Raw genomic sequence first — 18,733 nt, 5'->3', positions numbered from 1 at the left:
GGTCCCGGCAGCGGAGCCGGCGCCCTTCCGATCCTGCGGTGGCCTCGATCACCTGTCCAACAGATGTTTGCGGCCTCCTGCATCGGATCCTCCGATGGCTACGAGGTGGGCTCCGCCGACCCGCCCACGCCGAGCCGCTCGCCGACCGCGGCGCACAGGCGCACGAAGGCCGCCGCCTTCCGGGTCGGGCGCGTGCCACCGACCCGCACCGTGACGATGTCGAGCGCCGGGAGCCGCTCCTCGATCGGGAGGGTGACGACGACGGCGCCGCCGTAGGTGAGCGCGTGGGCGGGGCGCTGGTTCAGCACGGCGTACCCGTGTCCGGCCGCGACCATGGCCCGCACGGTCTCGTAGCCGCGGGAACGGTGCCGCACCCGCGGGTTGACCTGGGCGATCTCGAAGAGCGAGTGGAAGTAGTTGCTCGTGTGCGGCAGGTCGAGCATCACCAGCGGGTCGTCGGCCAGCTCCGCGAGCGCGACCGACCCGCGCTCCGCGAACGGGTGGTCGGCCGCCACCATCACGTAGGGCGTCGCGCTCCCGACGACGGTCGCCTCGAGGTCGGGCTCGAGGTCGTACGCGTACATCACGGCCGCCTCGAGGTCGCCCTCGCGGAGGCCGCGCTTGAGCGCGGCGTGCTCGCCCTCCCGGATCGACAGCTCGACCCGCGGGTGGCGCTGGGCGCACGTCGTGACGATCTCGGGCAGCCAGAACGGCGCGATGGTCTCGAAGCACCCCACGTGGAGGCTGCCGGCGAGGTCGGTGCCCGCGCTCGTGGCCGCCTCGGCCAGCTCCTGGCTGTGCGCGAGGAAGGCCCGCAGCTCGGCGTGGAAGGCCCGCCCGGCCGGGGTGAGGGTGAGGCCGCGCGCGTGGTGGCGGATCAGCAGCTGCACCCCCAGCTCCCGCTCGAGCTGGGCGACCGCGGTCGAGACCGCCGACTGCGAGACCACGAGCCGACGGGCCGCCGACGTCATGCTGCCCTCCTCGGCCGCCGCCGCGAAGTAGCGCAGCTGCACGAGGGTGAACGCGGGCAGCTTCATCACCTGACCCCCTTCACGAGTCCCGGCACAGCATGGATCGCCCGCCCGGGCGTCGCAACACGGGCCGCGCACCGCGCCGTGGTCTTCCGCTGGACAGATGACTGCCATCGCCTATTCGCGTCCCCTTCCCCTTGCCCGGGGCGGAGGGGAGGGGGTGTGATCTAGGACATCCCAGCGGTCGCCGGCTCACCGCCGACCGGCGACCGCAGGGGTCCCAGACCCCTCCGGCGGTGCCCGGACGACCCGGCCGACACGACGACGTGGCAGCCGGCCGACGACGCGCTCGCTGCGCCAGCCGCCCCCGGCTCGGTGGACCCATCGCCCCTCATCCCTCAGGGAGCTGCAATGACGACCCATGACCGCCTGGAGACCGACGAGACCCAGAAGGGCCTTCGCAAGAGCCTGGTCGCCGGCTCGATCGGCGTGTTCGTGCACTGGTTCGACTGGGCCGTGTACGCCTACCTGGCCACGACCATGGCGCAGATCTTCTTCCCCGAGCAGGACGGCAACGCCGCGCTGCTGTCGGTGTTCGCCGTCTTCGCGATCGCGTTCTTCGTGCGTCCGATCGGGTCCGTGCTCTTCGGCTACGTCGGCGACCGGTACGGCCGGAAGAAGACGCTGTCGATCGTCATCGTGACGATGGCGGCGGGAACGCTGATGCTCGGCCTCCTGCCGTCCTACGAGACCGCCGGCCTGCTCGCCCCCGTCCTGCTGGTGGTGGCGCGGATCATCCAGGGCATCGCCGCCGGCGGGGAGTTCGGCTCGGCCGCCGCCTTCCTCGCCGAGTACTCCCCCGCGCGCAAGCGTGGGTTCGGCTGCTCGTGGATCGAGTTCGGCTCCGTCCTGGGCTTCCTCGCCGCGTCCTTCGCGGTGTGGCTGCTCCACACGGTCCTCACGGAGACCCAGGTGCTGGAGTGGGGCTGGCGCATCCCGTTCCTCCTCACCGTCCCGATGGCGTTCGTGGGTCTCTACATCCGCCTCAAGATCGAGGACACCCCGGAGTACCGGGCGCTCGAGGAGATGGAGACCGTCGCGTCGCAGCCCGTCCGTGAGGTGTTCCGCTCCAACGGACGCCAGTTCGCCCAGACCGTCGGCATCGAGACGTTCATGAACTGCACCTTCTACGTCGTGCTGGTCTACCTGATCACCTACCAGGAGGAGATCGTCGGCTTCTCGTCGACCCAGGCGGCCCTGCTGTCCACGGCGGCGTCCCTCGTCGCCATCGGCGTGATCCCCCTGTCGGGCATCGTGTCGGACCGCGTCGGCCGCAAGCCCGTCCTCTTCACCGCGGCGGCCCTGCTCGTCGTCGGCTCCGTGCCGCTGTTCGCCCTCATGCGCAACGGCACGCTCGGCGCCGGCTTCGCCGCCACCTTCGGTCTGGCCTTCGTCCTGGCGATCATCCTCGGCACCCACGCGTCCACCGTCGCCGAGCTGTTCCCCACCCGCACGCGCCAGAGCGGCCTGTCGATGGCCTACAGCGTCGCCGGCGCGTTCTTCGCCGGCACCCTGCCCTACGTCGTCACGTGGCTGATCGGCCGGACCGGCAACGAGCTCGTGCCCGCGTTCGCCCTGATGGTCGTCGGCCTGGTCGGTGCGCTGACCCTGATGACGATGCCCGAGACCCGCGGCCGCGACCTCCTGCACGCCTCCGACCTGAAGGCGGACGTCCCGGTGAAGGTCACCGCCTGACCGGAGGACGACCCGCGCGGCCGACGCTCCCGACCGGGTGCGTCGGCCGCGCTGCTCCACGCTCCGCACGGCCCCGTACGCTGCGACCCATGAGCCTCCTCGACACCCCGATCGCGCGTCTCGACGGCACCCCCGCCACCCTCGGCGAGCTGACCGGCGGGCGCCCCGCACTGCTGGTGAACGTGGCGAGCAAGTGCGGCCTGACGCCGCAGTACGAGGGCCTCGAGCAGCTGGCCGAGGCGTACGCCGACCAGCTCACCGTCGTCGGCCTCCCGTGCAACCAGTTCGGCGAGCAGGAGCCCGGCTCGTCCGAGGAGATCGCGACGTTCTGCTCCGCGACCTACGGCGTCACCTTCCCGATGAGCGAGAAGATCGAGGTCAACGGCCCCGGTCGCCACGCCGTCTACGACGAGCTCGTCACCGCGCCCTACGCCGACGAGGGCGGCTTCAAGAAGAACCCCGAGCCGGGCGACGTGCAGTGGAACTTCGAGAAGTTCCTCGTCGGCGCCGACGGCACGGTGCTCGCCCGCTTCGCCCCCACGACGACGCCCGACGACCCCGCGCTCGTCGCGGCCGTCCAGGGCGCCGTCGGCTGAGGCGCCCGACCGCCGGGGCGGCCGGACCACGGCCGCCCGGTCGACCCACGCGCCCGCCGCGCGTGAGTCGACCCACACCGCCCCGGGCTTGATCCGCGGCGGAGGGCTTGTCACGGTGGTTCGACGTCGCCGGCTGTGACCGAACCAGGCACGAACCGCGCACCACCACGGGGGTCGCCCACCGGCGACCCGGTGCCTCACGCAGCGCGCCGCCCGTCCACGCCCGTCCACGCCCGTGCGCACGCCGCACGTCGGCCCTGTGGACCGCACTCCCTCCGTCCCCTCACGGGTCCCCCGGGGACCGGTCGCGCCCGAACGCCGACCGGTCGCGCCGGCGCCTCACCCTGCGCGCTCGCCTCCCGGGAGGCCCCTGCCCGAAAGGAGCAGCGGTGTCCCTCTCCGTGTCCCCCTCCGAAGCGTCCGGACCCCCGTCCGCGACGTCCCTCGCCCACCCCGACGACCGGCTGTCGCTGACGCCGACCGGATCCGTCGGGACGCCCGAGCAGCTGCTCGCGCCGCCCCGCCCCCCGCGCCTGAACCGGTCGCGTCGTCGCGAGATCGTCGCCGTCCTGGAACCCACCTGGGCCGACGGCGACGACGCCACCGCCTCGGTGCGCGCGCCGGCCGAGCTCGTGGCCGACGCGGCCCGTCGCCTCACCGTCTTCCTCAGCCCCGGCGAGCTCGTCGTGCCGATGCCCGACGGCCGCCTGGCGCTGCGGCTGCGGCACGAGGACCGCGCCGCGCGGCCCGTGCGGCTGCAGCAGATGGCGTACCACGCGCTCGAGGTCCTCGACTCGCTCGGCTTCCGGGCCGGGGTCGTCGACCTCGGCGTCGGGTGGGCCCCGGTCGGTCGCCAGCGCGACCCCGAGGCCGCCCTGCGCCAGGCCGCGCAGGCCGCCGAGGAGTCCGTGCGGCAGCGCGACCTGCAGCCGCGGCTGACCGCGGACGCCGCGCGACGGCGTACGCCCTCCATCTCGCGCTGGTCCGCCAGCCGCCAGGTCCTGCTGGCCACCGTCGGCAGCATCGCGCTGCCCTTCCTCGGTCTCGTCGCGCTGCACTCCGTCGGCCTCGACGTCGCCGACGGCCTCTACTGGGTGCTCGTCGCGGCGCTGCTCATGACCGCCGGCGGGATCTGGGCGGAGGCCAGCGCGGCGTTCCGGCCGATCACGCCCCCGGCCACGGACCGGCCGGCGCCACGGGCCTCCGCGGTGATCGCGGCCTACCTGCCGAACGAGGCCGACACGGTCCTGGAGACCCTCGAGGTCTTCCGCTCCCACGCGTACTCCGGCGGGCTGCAGGTCGTGCTCGCCTACAACACCCCGACCCCGATGGCGGTCGAGGCGGAGCTCGCGGCGCTCGCCGAGGGCGACCCCGACCTCGTCGTGCTCAAGGTGCCGGACAGCACCTCCAAGGCCCAGAACGTCAACGCCGCGCTGCGGGTCGCCGACGGCGAGTTCGTCGGGATCTTCGACGCCGACCACCACCCGGCGCCCGGCTCGTTCGACCGCGCCTGGCGCTGGCTGGCCGACGACGCCGACGTCGTGCAGGGCCACTGCGTGATCCGCAACGGCGAGGAGAACCGCCTCACCCGGCTCGTCGCCGTCGAGTTCGAGCAGATCTACGCCGTCGCCCACCCCGGCCGCGCCCGCGTGCACGGCTTCGGGATCTTCGGCGGGTCGAACGGCTACTGGCGCGCCAGCGCCCTGGAGCGGATCCGGCTGCGCGGCTCGTTCCTGACCGAGGACATCGAGGCCTCCATGCGCGTCCTGGCCGCCGGCGGTCGGATCGTCAACGACCCCGGGCTCGTCAGCCGCGAGCTGGCCCCGACCACCCTGGGCGCGCTGTGGAAGCAGCGGATGCGCTGGGCCCAGGGCTGGTTCCAGGTCTCCTGCCGCCACCTCTCGGCGCTGCTGCGCGCGCCCGACCTGACGCTGCGGCAGAAGGCAGGCGCGACCTACCTGCTGGCCTGGCGCGAGGTGTACCCGTGGATCGCGCTGATGAGCTGGCCCCTGCTCGGCTTCCTGGTCTGGCGCGACGGCGGGCTCGACCTCACGTCGCCGCTGTTCGGCCTGGTCACGCTGTACGTCCTCGCCTCCGGTCCGCTGCAGACCGCGGCGGCCTACCGCCTCGCGGCCCCCGAGGTGCGCCGCCACCCGCGCTGGTTCCTCAGCGCGCTGGTGCTCAACCTCGTCTTCTACACCGAGCTGAAGAACCTCGTGAACCGCGTCGCGCACCTCAAGCAGCTGCGCGGCGAGCACCAGTGGGTCGTCACGCCCCGCACGGCCCCGACCGGCGGGAAGGAGGCGGTCGCGTGAGCACCCCGACCACCACCGCTCCCCGCCAGGGGACCACCGCGCCCGGCGCCGTGCGCTACCCGCTCGGGTGGCTGCGGGCCCTGGCGGCGCTCAGCGTCGTGACCTTCCACGCGTACCAGTGGAACCGCACCGGCCCCGAGGGCACCTGGCCCCTCGGGGGCGGGCTGCACCAGCTGATGACGGGCACCGACCTGTTCGTCGACCTGTTCTTCGTGCTCTCCGGGTTCGTCCTGTGGGTGCCGGTGGCGCGCGCCGTGCTCGACGGCGCCGACGGGCGGCCCGGCTGGGTGGTCCTGGTGCGCCGGCTGGCGCGGCTGCTGCCGCTCTACGTGACCGTGGTGCTGGTCGTCTGGGCGGCCACCAACCCGTCGCTGCCCGGCCACTGGCAGGACCTGGTCCTCCACCTGACCTTCACGCACGTCTACTCCGACACCTACATCTTCTGGACCAACGGCCCCGCGTGGTCGCTGGCGGTCGAGTTCCACTTCTACGTGCTCGTCGCCCTCGCGATCCCCGTGGTGCGCCGCCTCGCCCGCCGGGCCCACGAACGGGGCCAGCGGCTGCTGCTCACCTCCGCCCTGCCGGCGCTGCTGGTCGCGGTGGGCGTCGGCTACACGTGGTGGGTCACCCAGGTGCTGCACCCGGACCCGACCGACTGGTCCGTGCTGTTCTCGCCGGTCGGCAAGGCCGCCGACTTCGGCGTCGGGATGCTGCTGGCGGTCGCGGCCGCCGCCGGGGTACGCCTGCGCGCCGGCGCCCGCGGCCTCCTCGCGGTGGCCGGCGTGGCAGCGCTCGTGCTGCTCGCCGCGTCGCGACCGCACGACGTCGACGGGCTGTGGTGGCACCCCGCGTACGCCCTGGCGATCACCGCGGCGCTGGCCGCGATCGTGCTCCACGACGGCCCGTGGCCGACGTGGATGAGCTGGGGCCCGCTCGCGTGGCTGGGCGGCCTCGGCTACGGGATCTACCTCATCCACGAGCCGGTGATGCGCCTGCTCGGCTGGCTCGGGCTGCTGCCCGAGCCGGCGGCGGGCCTGGTGTTCGTCGTCACGGCAGCCGTCGTCGCGGTGCCCACCGTGGCGCTGGCCTGGCTGAGCTCGCGCACGGTGGAGGCGGCCGGTGCGGACCTGCTCGCCTTGATCGAGGCGGACGGACGCCGACGGGACTACTACGCCCACCTGGGCCGGGAGGTCTAGACCGGGCCCTCCCGTTTCTCAAGGAAGCCGCAACTTCTCCGGCACTTCTCCGTTGCACTGTCAGCGGGGGTGCTGAGCCACGACGACGTGGCCCGGGGGGAGCCGGGCGCCCCGACGACGAGGGGCCCCGGCCCCGCCGAGACGAGGGACGAGGGACCGCGGTGAGCATCGACACCGACACGCGGCGGGCCGACGAGGGCGGCCCCGGCAGGCAGGCGTACGCGGAGGCGCGGCTGCGCCAGCACCTGGCGGTGCTGGTCGGCGAGGAGGCCCCCGAGCCGCGGCCCGACCACGCGCCCCGCTGGCTCGACCACGTCCCCGGCATCCCCTGGCGACGCGCCGGCATGGACCTGGTCGCGGTGATCGAGCCGGTGTGGATCACCCCCGGCACGTCGTCGGCGCGGCTGCACGCCGCGCGCAGCGTGCTGGAGCAGGTGCGCGAGCGGCTCGAGGTGCACCTGCTCGACGGCGAGAGCGTCGAGGCCACCGACGACGGCCTGCTCGTGCTGCGCCTGCACCACACCGGGCACGGCGCGCGACCGGTGCGGGTGCAGGACATGGCGTACCACACCCAGGCCGCGCTCGCCCGGCTCGGAACGGTCGAGCGGCTGGAGCTGGGCGTCGGCTGGGCGCCGATCACCAGCCGCACCGACGCCGAGCGGGCCCGCCGGATGGCCGCCGACGGCGCGGCCCACTCGGTGCGGGAGCGCGACTTCCAGCCCGTGCGCCGCCACCCCGACGCCCGCGAGGCCGTGATCTCGCGCGGCACCTTCGTCGCGCAGATCCTCATCGCCTCGGTCGGCGCCTTCGTGGTGCCGCTGGCGCTGCTGTTCCTGGCGTACGGGCTCGGGCTCGACATCTCCGGGGTCGTCTACTGGGTCGTGGTCGGCGCGCTGACGATCACCGCGACCGCGATCTGGGCGGAGTGCTTCGCCTCCCTCGACCCGACTCCCCCACCGCCGCTGCCCGAGGGACCCGAGGGCGAGCCGCCGCCGGCGACCGCGATCATCGCGGCGTACCTGCCCAACGAGGCCGAGACCATCCTCGACACGATCGACTCGTTCCTGGAGCAGGAGTACGCCGGCCGCCTGCAGGTGATCGTCGCCTACAACACGCCCACCGACCTGCCGGTCGAGCGCGAGCTCGCGGTCCTCGCCGCCCAGCACCCGAACCTCGTCGCGCTGCGGGTCGACGACAGCACCTCGAAGGCCCAGAACGTCAACGCGGCCCTGCGGATCGCGACCGGCCACTTCGTCGGCATCTTCGACGCCGACCACCACCCGATGCCCGGCGCGTTCGCGCGCGCCTGGCACTGGATCGCCGACGGCGTCGACGTCGTGCAGGGCCACTGCGTCATCCGTGACGCCGACACCCTGCTGTCGCAGCTGGTCGCGGTCGAGTTCGAGCAGCTGTACGCCGTGGCGCACCCCGGCCGCACGATCCTGCACACGTTCGGGATCTTCGGCGGCTCGAACGGCTACTGGCGCCGCGACACCCTCGAGAAGCTGCGGCTGCGCGGCTCCTACCTGACCGAGGACATCGAGTCGTCGATGCGGCTGCTGCTCGACGACGGCCGGATCGTCAACGACCCGGGTCTGGTCAGCCGCGAGCTGGCGCCCGCGACCGTCACGGGGTGGTGGCGCCAGCGGCTGCGCTGGGCGCAGGGCTGGTTCCAGGTCTCCCTGCGACACCTGTGGCCGCTGATGGTGAAGAAGGGCATGGGCTTCCGGCGCCGGCTCGGCGTCGCGTTCCTGCTGGCCTGGCGCGAGCTCTACCCCTGGCTGGTGCAGCTGGTCTGGCCGCTGATGGTGTTCCTCGCCTGGCGCGACCAGGGCCTCGACCTGCTCTCGCCGATCTTCGCCTTCCTGACGCTCTACATCGTCAGCTCCGGAGCCGTGCAGACCCTGGTGGCCTGGCGCGTGGCCGTGCCGGAGATCCGCCGTCAGCGCACGTGGTTCGTGCGGTACGCCATCGCGAACGTCTTCTTCTACACCGGGGCGAAGAACCTGGTGAACCGCGTCGCCCACCTCAAGCAGGTGCGCGGCGAGCGGCAGTGGGTCGTGACCGCCCGGTCGGCCAGCGCCCCCGTCCACGTGGCGACCGACCTCGACACCGGAGCGACCCGATGAGCGACCAGACCACCACGACGACGGGCCCCGCCCGGCCCAGCAGCGCCGTCACCGGCGTCACCGGCACCTTCGACAAGGCCGACGCGTCCGCCGGCATCGGCAAGACCCGCGGCACCAGCGGCGGCGGGCGGGCCATGTACCCGCTCGGCTGGCTGCGGGGCGTCGCGGCGCTCATGGTGGTCGTGGTCCACGCGTACATGTGGAACCGCACCGGGCCCTTCAAGACCTGGCCCTACGACGGCATCCCCCACCAGCTGATGTACGGCGTCGACATGTTCGTCGACATGTTCTTCGTGCTGTCCGGGTTCGTGATGTGGCTGCCGCTGGCGGCCGCTGCGCTCAGCGGGCGGCAGGGCCGCTCGGGTGCGCTGACCCTGGCCAAGCGGCTCGCGCGGATCCTGCCGCTCTACTTCCTGCTCACGATCATCGTGTGGGCCTGGAGCAACCCGGAGCTGCCCGGGCACTGGCAGGACCTGCTGCTGCACCTGACGTTCACGCACGTCTACTCGGACACCTACATCTTCTGGACCAACGGTCCGGCCTGGACGCTGGCGGTGGAGTTCCACTTCTACGTCCTGATCGCCCTGCTGACCCCGTTCCTGCACCGCGCCGCGGTGCGCGCGACGACCCGCGACGAGCGCCTGGCGCTCGCCCTGGGCGTGCCGGTGCTGCTGATCGTCGTCGGCATCACCTACATCGCCTACGTCACCCAGGTCGCCCGCCCCGACTGGACCAACTGGTCGATGATCTTCTCGCCGATCGGCAAGGCCGCGGACTTCGGCATCGGGATGGTGCTCGCGGTCTGCACCGTCGCCGGCATCCGGCTCTCGCGGCCGGCCCGCGCCGCCTGCGCGATCGTCGGCGTCGCCGCCGTGCTGGCGCTCGTGCTGGAGCGGCCGATCGACACGCTGGAGCAGGAGTGGTGGCACCCCGCGTACGCCCTCGCGGTCGCCGTCTTCATGGCCTCGATCGTGCTCCACGACGGCCCGTGGCCGCGCGCCCTGTCGTGGGGGCCGCTGGCCTGGCTCGGCGGCCTCGGCTACGGCATCTACCTGATCCACGAGCCCGTGATGCGGTGGGTGGCCAGCATGGGGATCCTCGGCGACCCGCGCCCCGGGCACTGGTTCTGGATCACCTCGATCCTCGTGGCGATCCCGACGATCTTCCTCGCCTGGGTCAGCTCCCGGACCGTCGAGCTCATCGGCGTGCAGATGCTCGCGACCGTCGACAAGCGCGGCAAGGCCCGCAACTACTACCCGCACCTGCCCGACGAGGCCCCGCAGCGGCGCTCGCGGCGCGAGGGTGACCGGTCGGGGCGGCCGGAGCGGCCCGGCGACGCCGATGCGGCGGACGCCGGCGATGCGGAGCAGGCTCCGAGCGAGACGCGACGGCTGCGCCCCGTCGCCGCCCGCGAGTCGGCTGCCTGAGGCTGGGTCGGGGGCGCGAGCGGGCGGCGGCGGCGACCGGAAGAAAACGCGGACCCGCCCCGAGAAAACGCGGACCGGGGCACCGCCCGAGCGGGTCCGCGTCCGCGTTTTCTCCGCCCCCGTCCGCGTTTTCTCGTCCCGTGCCGGGTGCCGCGCGGCGGGCGCACCTCGGAGCGGAGCTGGGCCGGCGCTTCGGCGCAGCGGATGGATCGCGTCGGTCGACGTCCGAAGAAAACGCGGACCCGCCTCGGGAGAACGCGGACCGGGGCACGGCCCGAGCGGGTCCGCGTCCGCGTTTTCTCTGCACCAGTCCGCGTATTCTCCTCCGAGCCGCAGGCGGCCCGCCACGAGGCCGGACCGGGTCCGAACCCGCGGCGCGCTCAGGAGTCGACGGCGAGGGCGAGGGGCAGCACGTCCTCGACGCCGGCCTCGCGCAGTGCGGCGGCGGCGACGGTGAGCGTCCAGCCCGTCCCGACGCGGTCGTCGACGAGGAGCACGCGGCGCGGGGGCGAGGACGGGTCGTCGAGCACGAGCTGGCCCCGGCGGCGCACGGCGGCGACGCGCTGGGCCGAGTTCGCCGAGCCGGCGCCGGGCGGGACGGACGGGTCGGCGACGCTCCAGGCGCCGACGACGTCGACGCCGAGGAACCGGGACAGGCCGGAGGCGAGGTCCTGCACGAGCTCGGGGCGGGTGGTCGACTCGACCAGCACGATCCCGTCGACGCCCGGTCGCCACTCGCCGAGCACGTCGACGACGGCGCGCACGAGCGGGATCGGCACGGCGCCGTCGTAGGGCCCCTCGGGACCGTTGCGGAACAGCTCGCGCAGCGCCTGCCCGTGCCCGAGGTCGGTCAGCCGGGCCACCGCCCGCCCCTCGCCGGCCGGCGAACCGATCCGGCCCTTGAGCCCGATCCCGAGCCGGTCGAGCCCGCTCGGCCACATCTTGCGCGGCTCGACCACGACGCCGGGCCGGTCGAGCCGCTCCCGGGCCTGGGCCACCGACGCCTCGTCGACGTCGGTCGAGACGCGCAGGCCGCCGCAGTTGTCGCAGCGTCCGCAGTCGCCCTCGGGGCCGGCGACGACCGGGTCGTCGAGCTGCGTGCGCAGGAACCGCATCCGGCACTCGTCGGTCTCCAGGTAGGCGAGCATCGCCGCCTGCTCGCGCTCGCGGGCCTCAGCCACCCGGGCGTACCGCTCCGCGTCGTAGGACCACTCGCGGCCCGTCGCCTCCCAGCCGCCCTTGACCCGGCGCACCGCGCCGTCGACGTCGAGCACCTTGAGCATCGTCTCCAGCCGGTTGCGGCCGAGCTCGACATCGGTCTCGAGGGTGGCGGTGGACAGCGGCCGCCCCGCCTCGGCGAGCACGTCGATGGTCTGGCGCACCAGTCGCTCGGGCGGGAAGGCGAGGGAGGAGAAGTACGCCCAGATGTCCCGGTCCTCCCGACCCGGCAGGAGCACCACGTCGGCGCGGTCGGCGCCACGGCCGGCGCGGCCGACCTGCTGGTAGTAGCTGACCGGCGAGCTCGGCGCCCCGAGGTTCACCACGAAGCCGAGGGTCGCGTCGAAGCCCATGCCCAGCGCGCTCGTCGCGACGAGGGCCTTGACCTCGCCCGCCACCAGGGAGGCCTCGAGCGCCTGGCGCTCGGTGGGGTCGGTCTGGCCGGAGTACGCCGCCACCGCGTGCCCGTGGTCGCGCAGGTGCTGCGCCACCTCCTGGGTCGCCGCGACGGTCAGGCAGTAGACGATGCCCGACCCGTGCAGCTCGCCGAGGTGCTCGGCCAGCCACGCCAGCCGCTGCTCGTTGGTGCGCAGGCGCACCACGCCCAGGTGCAGCGACTCCCGGTCGAGGGAGCCGCGGCGCACCAGCACCTGCTCGCCGTCGACGCCGAGCTGCTCGGCGACGTCGTGGGTCACCCGCTCGTTGGCCGTGGCTGTCGTCGCCAGCACCGGCACCCCGCGCGGCAGCTCGGTCAGCAGCGTGCGGATGCGCCGGTAGTCCGGGCGGAAGTCGTGGCCCCAGTCGGAGATGCAGTGCGCCTCGTCGACCACCAGCAGGCCGGTGGTCGCCGAGAGCCGCGGCAGCACCTCGTCGCGGAAGCCGGGGTTGTTGAGCCGCTCGGGCGAGACGAGCAGCACGTCGATCTCCCCGGCGCCGACCGCCGCGTGGATCTCCTCCCACTGCTCGAGGTTGGTCGAGTTGATCGTCGCCGCGCGGATCCCGGCGCGGGCCGCCGCCTCGATCTGGTTGCGCATCAGCGCCAGCAGCGGCGAGACGATCACCGTCGGGCCGGCGCCCCGGGCGCGCAGCAGGGCGGTCGCCACGAAGTACACCGCCGACTTGCCCCAGCCCGTGCGCTGCACGACCAGCGCGCGCCGCCGGTCGAGGGCCAGGGCCGCGATCGCGTCCCACTGGTCGTCGTGGAGCCGCGCGTCGTCGCGCCCGACGATCGCGCGCAGGTGCTCCTCGGCCTCCGCGCGCACGGCGTCGCGGTCGGCGCCCCCGGTCGCAGGGGCGGGGGGCGTCTCGTCGGTCGCGGCGCTCATGGGTCCTTCCTAGCAGCGGGGGCCGACAACGGCGACGCGGCGATCCACTACAGGTCGTCGTAGAGTGGGCGGGTCATGCGTGCGACGGCCCCCGCTCCCCTCCGCACGCGCCGGGCGCTCAGCACCGGCGCGGTGTGCGGCCTCGGCGCGGTCGTCGCCCACCACGTCGCCGGCGGCTCGACGCCCCCGCTGTGGCTGGTCGTGCTGGCCACCGCCGTCGGCGCCCTCGTCGCGCTGCCGCTGTGCCGCCGCCGTCTCGACGGGTTCGGCGCGGGCGCCGTGGCCCTGCTCGCGCAGGGCACGTTCCACCTCGGCTTCATGGTCCACGACCCGCTCGTCGACCACGGCGGCACGGCGATGCTGCTGGGCCACCTCGTCGCGGGTGCGGTCACCATCGGCGTCGCGCTCGGTGTGGAGCGCGCCTGGTGGGCGCTGGTCGACAGCGCGCTGGAGCGGCTCCTGCCGCCGCAGGTGCAGGCGTACGCCCCCCGCTCGCGGCGCGCACCCCTCGCCGTCACGACCCGGCGCCCCGCCGGCGGCGTGGACGTCGTCGTGCGCGCCCCACGTGGCCCACCCGGCGGACGGATGCCCCTCCCCGTCCTCCCCTGAGCGCGCCGGCCCGGCGTCGTTCGGGCCACCGCGCGCGGCCGCGCGCCCTCCTCCAGGAGACCCCATGCACCTGCCCACCGCCCACACCGTGCTCGCCGTGCGCTCCGCGCTCGTCGTCGGCGTGCTCGGCCTCTCGACCGTCCTCGCCGCCTGCGGCTCGTCGTCCGAGGACGACAGCACCCCCGCGGCCTCCGACTCCGCCTCCGCCGAGGCCGCCGACGCCTCCCTGACCCTCGTCGACCCGTGGATCAAGGCCACCGCCGAGGGCGAGGACATGACCGCCGCGTTCGGCACGATCGTCAACGACACCGACGCCGACATCACGGTGGTCGGCGCCTCGACCGAGGCCGCCGGTGTCGTCGAGCTGCACGAGGTCGTCTCCGACGGCTCCGGCGGGATGCTCATGCAGCCCAAGGAGGGTGGTTTCGTGGTGCCCGCCGGCGGCAGCCACGACCTGGTCGCCGGCGGCGACCACATCATGCTGATGGAGCTGTCGTCCGCGCTCGTCTCGGGCGACGAGGTCGCCGTGAGCCTCGAGCTCGAGGACGGCTCGACCGTCGACTTCACCGCGCTGGTCAAGCCGTTCACGGGCGCGGACGAGGAGTACGCCGGGGGCGGTCACGGCGGCGACGAGTCGTCCGAGGACCACTCCGACCACGAGGGCCACGAGGGCCACGGCGACCACTCGGGCCACGAGGAGCACTCGGACCAGTGACCGGGATGCACCGACGTCACCTCCTGGCCGGGGGCGCCGCCGCGATCGGCGGCACCGCGGTCGGGTGGGGCACGCGCGGGCTCCGCTCCGAAGAGACCTCCCCGGCCGCTGTGGCGGCCGGGGAGGCCGTCACCGGCGGCGAGACCGAGCCGTTCCACGGCGTGCACCAGGCCGGCGTCGTGACGCCGCCGCAGGCGCACACCAGCCTGCTCGGGCTCGACCTGGTCGACGGCGCCGGCACGGAGGACCTGACGCGCATGATGCGGCTGCTCAGCGACGACGCCGCGCGCCTGACCAGCGGCACGGGCGCCCTCGCCGACACCGAGCCCGAGCTGGCCGTCAGCCCCGCCCGCCTCACCGTCACCTTCGGGTTCGGGCCACGGGTGCTGCGGATGCTGCGCCCCGCCTTCGACCCCGGCCTGCAGGAGCTGCCCGCGTTCTCGCTCGACCGGCTCGACCCCGCCTGGGGCCAGACGGACGTGCTGGTCCAGGTCTGTGCCGAGGACCCGGTCACGGTGGCCCACGCCCGCCGGATGCTGCTCAAGGACGCCTCCCCGTTCGCCACGACGCGGTGGGTCCAGGAGGGCTTCCGCCGCGCCCGGGGCACCGAGCGGGCCGGCACCACGATGCGCAACCTGATGGGCCAGGTCGACGGGACCGTCAACCTGCCCGTCGAGGACCACGCCCGCCTGCTGTGGAGCGAGGGCGCGGCCGCCGCGTTCGACGGGGGCACCTTCCTGGTGCTGCGCCGCATCGAGATGGACATGGTCGACTGGGACCGCACCGACCGGGTGGCCCGCGAGTTCACCGTCGGGCGCCGGCTCTCCGACGGAGCCCCGCTGACCGGCGACGCCGAGTTCGACGAGCCGGACTTCGAGGCCACCGACGCCGTCGGGTTCCCGGTCATCGACCCCGCCAGCCACGTCGCGCGCTCGCGCAGCGAGAACACCGACGAGCGGTTCCTGCGCCGGGCGTACAACTACGCCATGCCGACCGGCGAGTCCGGCCTGCTGTTCGTGGCGTACGCCGCGGACGTCGAGCGCCAGTTCGTGCCCGTGCAGCAGCGGCTCGACGAGCTCGACCTGCTCAACGAGTGGGTGACCACCATCGGCTCGGCGGTGTACGCCGTGCCCCCGGGGTGCGTGGAGGGCGACTTCGTGGGCCGCGAGATGCTGAACCTGCCCCCACCGACCGCGGCCGAGCAGGCCGGGGCCGGGAACCGAACCGGAGGACGCGCATGACCCGCCCGACGACCCGCGGCACCGCCCGTGGGCTGGCCGCCCTGGCCCTCGCCCTGCTCCCGGCGCTCGCCGGCGTGCTGGCGCTGGGCGGGGCGTTCGCCCCGGCGCAGGCGCACGCGACGCTCAGCTCGTCCGACCCCGCGGCGGACTCGTCCGTGGCCCAGCTGCCCGAGGAGGTCAGCCTGACGTTCAACCAGGAGATGCGGGGTCCGGCGTACGTGCTCGTCACCGGCCCCGACGGGGAGGCCGCCGACGGCGACCCGACCATCGACGGCACGACGGTCACCCAGGCCGTGACGCCCGGCGCGGCCGGGACGTACACGATCGCCTACCGCGTCGTCTCCGCCGACGGCCACCCGGTCAGCGGGGAGATCCCGTTCGAGATCACGGAGGGCACCGGCTCCGCCGGGGGCTCCGAGGGCTCCGGGGCCGCGGACGGCGCCACGGACGACGGTGCCGGCGACCCGCAGGTCGACGGCGAGACCATCGAGTCGGGTGCCGCCGACGAGGCGGCCGGCGGCGAGCAGGGCTGGTGGTCGCGCCACGGCGACCACGTGCTCATCTTCGGCGGGCTGTTCGTCGTGGCCGGCGGCCTGCTCTACGGCGCCCTGCGGAGGAACCCGGCGTGACCACGACCCCCACCTCCCCCGGGCCCACCTCCGGCCCCACTTCCGGCACCGCCGAGGACGCCGGCCGTCCCGACCGGCGCCCCGCGCTGGCGGGCTCCCAGGTCGCGGCCGTGCTGGCCGCCGTGCTGCTGGTGGGCCTCGCGGCCAGCTGGCTGATGCTGGTGCTCGGCGGGGGCGCCGACGGCACCGCGCCGGAGGCGCTGCAGGAGGCGGGGGTCGACCCGGGGTCCACCACGCTGTGGGCCATCCCGGTGCTCGGGTTCGTCGCCGACGCGGCCGCGGTGGTCGTCGTCGGCTGCCTGCTGGTGCCGCTGCTCATCGTCAAGCGCCTGGGCGACGACCTGGGCGGCGTGAGCCGCCGCGCGACCCGCACGGCCACGTGGGCCGCGCTCGTCTGGGCCGTCTCCGTGCTGGTCAGCGCGGTGTTCGAGACCTCCGACGCGTGGGCCATCCCGGTCCTCGACCTGCCCTACGACACCCTGCGCCAGCAGCTCTTCGAGAGCGGCCAGGGCCAGGCGTCGATCGTGCAGGTCGTCCTGGTGCTCCTCGTCGCGACCGTGACGCGCTGGGTCGCCACCGCGCGGGAGGCCGCGTGGCTGCTCGGCGTCACGATGGTCGCGCTGGTGCCGCCGGTGCTGGTGGGCCACTCCGCCAGCTCGGGCTCCCACGACCTCGCGATCGTCAGCATGGTCGTCCACGTGCTGCCCGCCGTGCTGTGGGTCGGCGGCGTGCTGGCGCTGTGGTGGCGCCTGCTCGACGCGCCGCGCTCGCGGGCCCGCGCCGTGCGCCGCTTCTCGGCGATCGCGACGTGGTGCTTCGCCGCGACCGCGCTGTCGGGCGTCATCAACGCCTGGGTCCGCGCCGGTGGCCTCGACGGCCTGCTGACCAGCGCGTACGGGCGCGGCACCATCGTCAAGGCCGTCACCCTCGTCGTGCTCGGCGTGCTGGCCTGGCAGCTGCGCCGGCGCCTCGCCGCGGGCCTCGACGACGGGACCGGCGAGCAGACGGACGCGGCGGCGAAGCTGCCCGTGCGTACCTTCCTGCTCCTCACCGGCGCCGAGCTGCTGTGGATGAGCGTGGCGATCGGCCTGGGCGTCGCGCTCTCGCGCACGCCGCCGCCGGTCGGGGAGCCCTACGCCAGCGGCGCCGAGGAGCTGCTCGGCGGCCCGATGCCGCCCGCGCCCTCGTTCGAGAACCTGCTGCTCGGCGTCAACGCGTCGGGCGTGGGCCTGCTGGTGGTGATCGGCGGGCTGAGTGCGTACGCCGTGGGCCTGCGGACCCTGCACCGTCGCGGCGACCGGTGGCCGGTGCTGCGCACGGTCTCGTTCGTCGCCGGCATCGCGATCATCGGCTACACGACGCTGGGCGGGCTGGGCGTGTACTCCCACGTCATGTTCAGCGCGCACATGGTCAGCCACATGCTGCTGTCGATGGTCGCGCCGATCCTGCTCGTCGCCGGCGGGCCCGTGAACCTCGCGCTCAACGCCCTGCCGGGCAGCGACGTGCGCGGCGGCCAGGGCCCGCGCCAGATCCTCGCCGCCGCTCTGCAGAGCCGGCCGGCCGCCGTGCTCTCGCACCCGGTGGTCGCGGCCGTGCTGTTCGTCGGCAGCCTCTACGGCGTCTACTTCACCGGCGCGTTCGGGTGGCTGATGGAGAACCACCTCGGGCACGCGTGGATGGAGATCCACTTCCTGATCACCGGCTACCTGTTCTACGAGTCGCTCGTGGGCATCGCGCCCGTGCCGCACCGGCTCTCGCACCTCGCGCGGCTGGGGCTGCTGCTGCTCGTCGCGCCGTTCCACGCGTTCTTCTCGATCGCGCTGATGTCGAGCACGCAGCCGGTGGGCGAGTCGTTCTACGCCCAGCTCGACCGCCCGTTCGCGCAGGACCTGGCGGCCGACCAGTACCTCGGCGGCTCCCTGTCGTGGGCCGTCGGCGAGATCCCGATCCTCATGGTCGCGCTGCTCCTGCTCGGTCAGTGGTTCCGCTACGACCGCGCCGAGTCGCGCCGTCACGACCGCCGCGAGGACGCCAGCGACGACGCCGAGCTGCGGGCGTACAACGACCGCCTCGCCGCCATGACCCGCGCAGACCACGAGGCCGACCGCTGAGGCGGTGAGCCTCGTGCGGTCGGCCTCGGGATCGCCTCTGCCGTCTCGGACGTGCGTCAGAGGCGCGCGCCCTCGCGGGTCAGGTTCTCGACGACCTCGTCGGCCACCTTCGTGAAGAGCAGCTTGGCCGCCGGGTCGGCGATCTTCTTGATGCCCTTGAACGTGATGGTGGCGTGGTAGGTCAGCTCGGTGCGCCCGCCGCCGAGGTCCCGCAGGTGCAGGTCGTCCTCGGCGGTCGCCGACTCGTTCTCCCCACGCAGGACGACGTGGTCGTCCGCGAGGGTGACGAGCTCGTAGACCAGGTCGGTCTCGATGCCGGCCAGCTTGGACGTGTTGTCCCACTGGGCGCCGACCTGGACGGGCTGCCCGGGCGTGCGCGGCGTGCACCGCACGGTGCCCGGGTCCCACTGCTCGGCGTTGGAGAAGTCGGCGAGGTACGCCCGCAGCGCGTCGCGCGAGGCGTCGACCTCGAAGGTCCGGGTGATCTCCATCCCGG

The 18,733-nt window shown here is 74.1% G+C and carries 14 protein-coding genes; 11 read left to right on the top strand and 3 right to left on the bottom strand.

Annotated features, from left to right (window positions below; genetic code table 11):
- Positions 1-98 precede the first annotated feature (98 nt).
- A complete protein-coding gene (locus tag RDV89_RS08915) occupies positions 99-1,037 on the bottom strand; it encodes a LysR family transcriptional regulator (RefSeq protein ID WP_315732716.1) in 939 nt (312 codons plus the stop codon).
- Positions 1,038-1,382: 345 nt separating this feature from the next.
- On the opposite strand from RDV89_RS08915, the gene RDV89_RS08910 reads away from it, so the two are divergent.
- The 6 genes from RDV89_RS08910 (at position 1,383) to RDV89_RS08885 (ending at position 10,389) form a co-directional block, all read left to right on the top strand.
- Complete coding sequence (locus RDV89_RS08910) at positions 1,383-2,726, top strand: MFS transporter (protein ID WP_315732619.1); 1,344 nt, start codon at positions 1,383-1,385, stop codon at positions 2,724-2,726.
- A gap of 89 nt (positions 2,727-2,815) precedes the next feature.
- Complete coding sequence (locus tag RDV89_RS08905) at positions 2,816-3,322, top strand: glutathione peroxidase (RefSeq protein ID WP_315732618.1); 507 nt, start codon at positions 2,816-2,818, stop codon at positions 3,320-3,322.
- A gap of 389 nt (positions 3,323-3,711) precedes the next feature.
- A complete protein-coding gene (locus tag RDV89_RS08900; RefSeq protein ID WP_315732617.1) occupies positions 3,712-5,637 on the top strand; it encodes a glycosyltransferase family 2 protein in 1,926 nt (641 codons plus the stop codon).
- Positions 5,634-6,833, top strand: a complete 1,200-nt coding sequence (locus RDV89_RS08895; RefSeq protein WP_315732616.1) for an acyltransferase family protein — start codon at positions 5,634-5,636, stop codon at positions 6,831-6,833. Before RDV89_RS08900 ends, RDV89_RS08895 begins: the two co-directional genes overlap by 4 nt.
- Positions 6,834-6,994: 161 nt before the next feature.
- Positions 6,995-8,962 (top strand): glycosyltransferase family 2 protein, encoded by a 1,968-nt coding sequence (locus RDV89_RS08890; RefSeq protein WP_315732615.1) that lies wholly within the window; start codon positions 6,995-6,997, stop codon positions 8,960-8,962.
- Positions 8,959-10,389 (top strand): acyltransferase family protein, encoded by a 1,431-nt coding sequence (locus tag RDV89_RS08885; RefSeq protein WP_315732613.1) that lies wholly within the window; start codon positions 8,959-8,961, stop codon positions 10,387-10,389. Before RDV89_RS08890 ends, RDV89_RS08885 begins: the two co-directional genes overlap by 4 nt.
- Before the next feature lie 380 nt (positions 10,390-10,769).
- On the opposite strand, the gene RDV89_RS08880 is transcribed toward RDV89_RS08885, so the two are convergent.
- Complete coding sequence (locus RDV89_RS08880) at positions 10,770-12,932, bottom strand: RecQ family ATP-dependent DNA helicase (RefSeq protein ID WP_315732612.1); 2,163 nt, start codon at positions 12,930-12,932, stop codon at positions 10,770-10,772.
- A gap of 75 nt (positions 12,933-13,007) precedes the next feature.
- On the opposite strand from RDV89_RS08880, the gene RDV89_RS08875 reads away from it, so the two are divergent.
- The 5 genes from RDV89_RS08875 (at position 13,008) to RDV89_RS08855 (ending at position 18,237) form a co-directional block, all read left to right on the top strand.
- Positions 13,008-13,541: a hypothetical protein gene (locus tag RDV89_RS08875; protein ID WP_315732611.1), complete on the top strand. Its 534-nt coding sequence runs from the start codon at positions 13,008-13,010 to the stop codon at positions 13,539-13,541.
- A 64-nt stretch (positions 13,542-13,605) separates the two neighbouring features.
- The gene (locus RDV89_RS08870; protein ID WP_315732610.1) at positions 13,606-14,256 is read left to right on the top strand and encodes a copper chaperone PCu(A)C; all 651 of its coding nucleotides are present in this window, start codon (positions 13,606-13,608) and stop codon (positions 14,254-14,256) included.
- A 5-nt stretch (positions 14,257-14,261) separates the two neighbouring features.
- A complete protein-coding gene (locus RDV89_RS08865; protein ID WP_315732715.1) occupies positions 14,262-15,497 on the top strand; it encodes a Dyp-type peroxidase in 1,236 nt (411 codons plus the stop codon).
- Positions 15,494-16,126, top strand: coding sequence for a copper resistance CopC family protein (locus RDV89_RS08860; protein ID WP_315732609.1), 633 nt, complete (start codon positions 15,494-15,496; stop codon positions 16,124-16,126). The genes RDV89_RS08865 and RDV89_RS08860 overlap by 4 nt, the downstream gene beginning before the upstream one ends.
- Positions 16,123-18,237 carry a bifunctional copper resistance protein CopD/cytochrome c oxidase assembly protein gene (locus tag RDV89_RS08855; protein ID WP_315732607.1) on the top strand — a complete coding sequence of 705 codons (2,115 nt, stop codon included), beginning with the start codon at positions 16,123-16,125 and terminating at the stop codon, positions 18,235-18,237. Before RDV89_RS08860 ends, RDV89_RS08855 begins: the two co-directional genes overlap by 4 nt.
- Positions 18,238-18,293: 56 nt before the next feature.
- Here the strand turns inward: RDV89_RS08855 and RDV89_RS08850 are convergent, their stop codons facing one another.
- The gene (locus RDV89_RS08850; protein WP_315732605.1) at positions 18,294-18,728 is read right to left on the bottom strand and encodes an SRPBCC family protein; all 435 of its coding nucleotides are present in this window, start codon (positions 18,726-18,728) and stop codon (positions 18,294-18,296) included.
- Positions 18,729-18,733 lie beyond the last annotated feature (5 nt).

Source organism: Nocardioides imazamoxiresistens, assembly GCF_032378595.1.
Classification (GTDB): domain Bacteria; phylum Actinomycetota; class Actinomycetes; order Propionibacteriales; family Nocardioidaceae; genus Nocardioides; species Nocardioides imazamoxiresistens.
This window is presented reverse-complemented; position numbering and strand designations above follow the sequence as displayed.

Excerpts from the sequence above, each read along its gene's own strand:
- RDV89_RS08915 (WP_315732716.1), bottom strand. The coding sequence starts at position 1,037 with ATGAAGCTGCCCGCGTTCACCCTCGTGCAGCTGCGCTACTTCGCGGCG.
- RDV89_RS08910 (WP_315732619.1), top strand. The coding sequence starts at position 1,383 with ATGACGACCCATGACCGCCTGGAGACCGACGAGACCCAGAAGGGCCTT.
- RDV89_RS08905 (WP_315732618.1), top strand. The coding sequence starts at position 2,816 with ATGAGCCTCCTCGACACCCCGATCGCGCGTCTCGACGGCACCCCCGCC.
- RDV89_RS08885 (WP_315732613.1), top strand. The coding sequence starts at position 8,959 with ATGAGCGACCAGACCACCACGACGACGGGCCCCGCCCGGCCCAGCAGC.
- RDV89_RS08880 (WP_315732612.1), bottom strand. The coding sequence starts at position 12,932 with ATGAGCGCCGCGACCGACGAGACGCCCCCCGCCCCTGCGACCGGGGGC.
- RDV89_RS08875 (WP_315732611.1), top strand. The coding sequence starts at position 13,008 with ATGCGTGCGACGGCCCCCGCTCCCCTCCGCACGCGCCGGGCGCTCAGC.
- RDV89_RS08870 (WP_315732610.1), top strand. The coding sequence starts at position 13,606 with ATGCACCTGCCCACCGCCCACACCGTGCTCGCCGTGCGCTCCGCGCTC.
- RDV89_RS08865 (WP_315732715.1), top strand. The coding sequence starts at position 14,262 with ATGCACCGACGTCACCTCCTGGCCGGGGGCGCCGCCGCGATCGGCGGC.
- RDV89_RS08860 (WP_315732609.1), top strand. The coding sequence starts at position 15,494 with ATGACCCGCCCGACGACCCGCGGCACCGCCCGTGGGCTGGCCGCCCTG.
- RDV89_RS08850 (WP_315732605.1), bottom strand. The coding sequence starts at position 18,728 with ATGGAGATCACCCGGACCTTCGAGGTCGACGCCTCGCGCGACGCGCTG.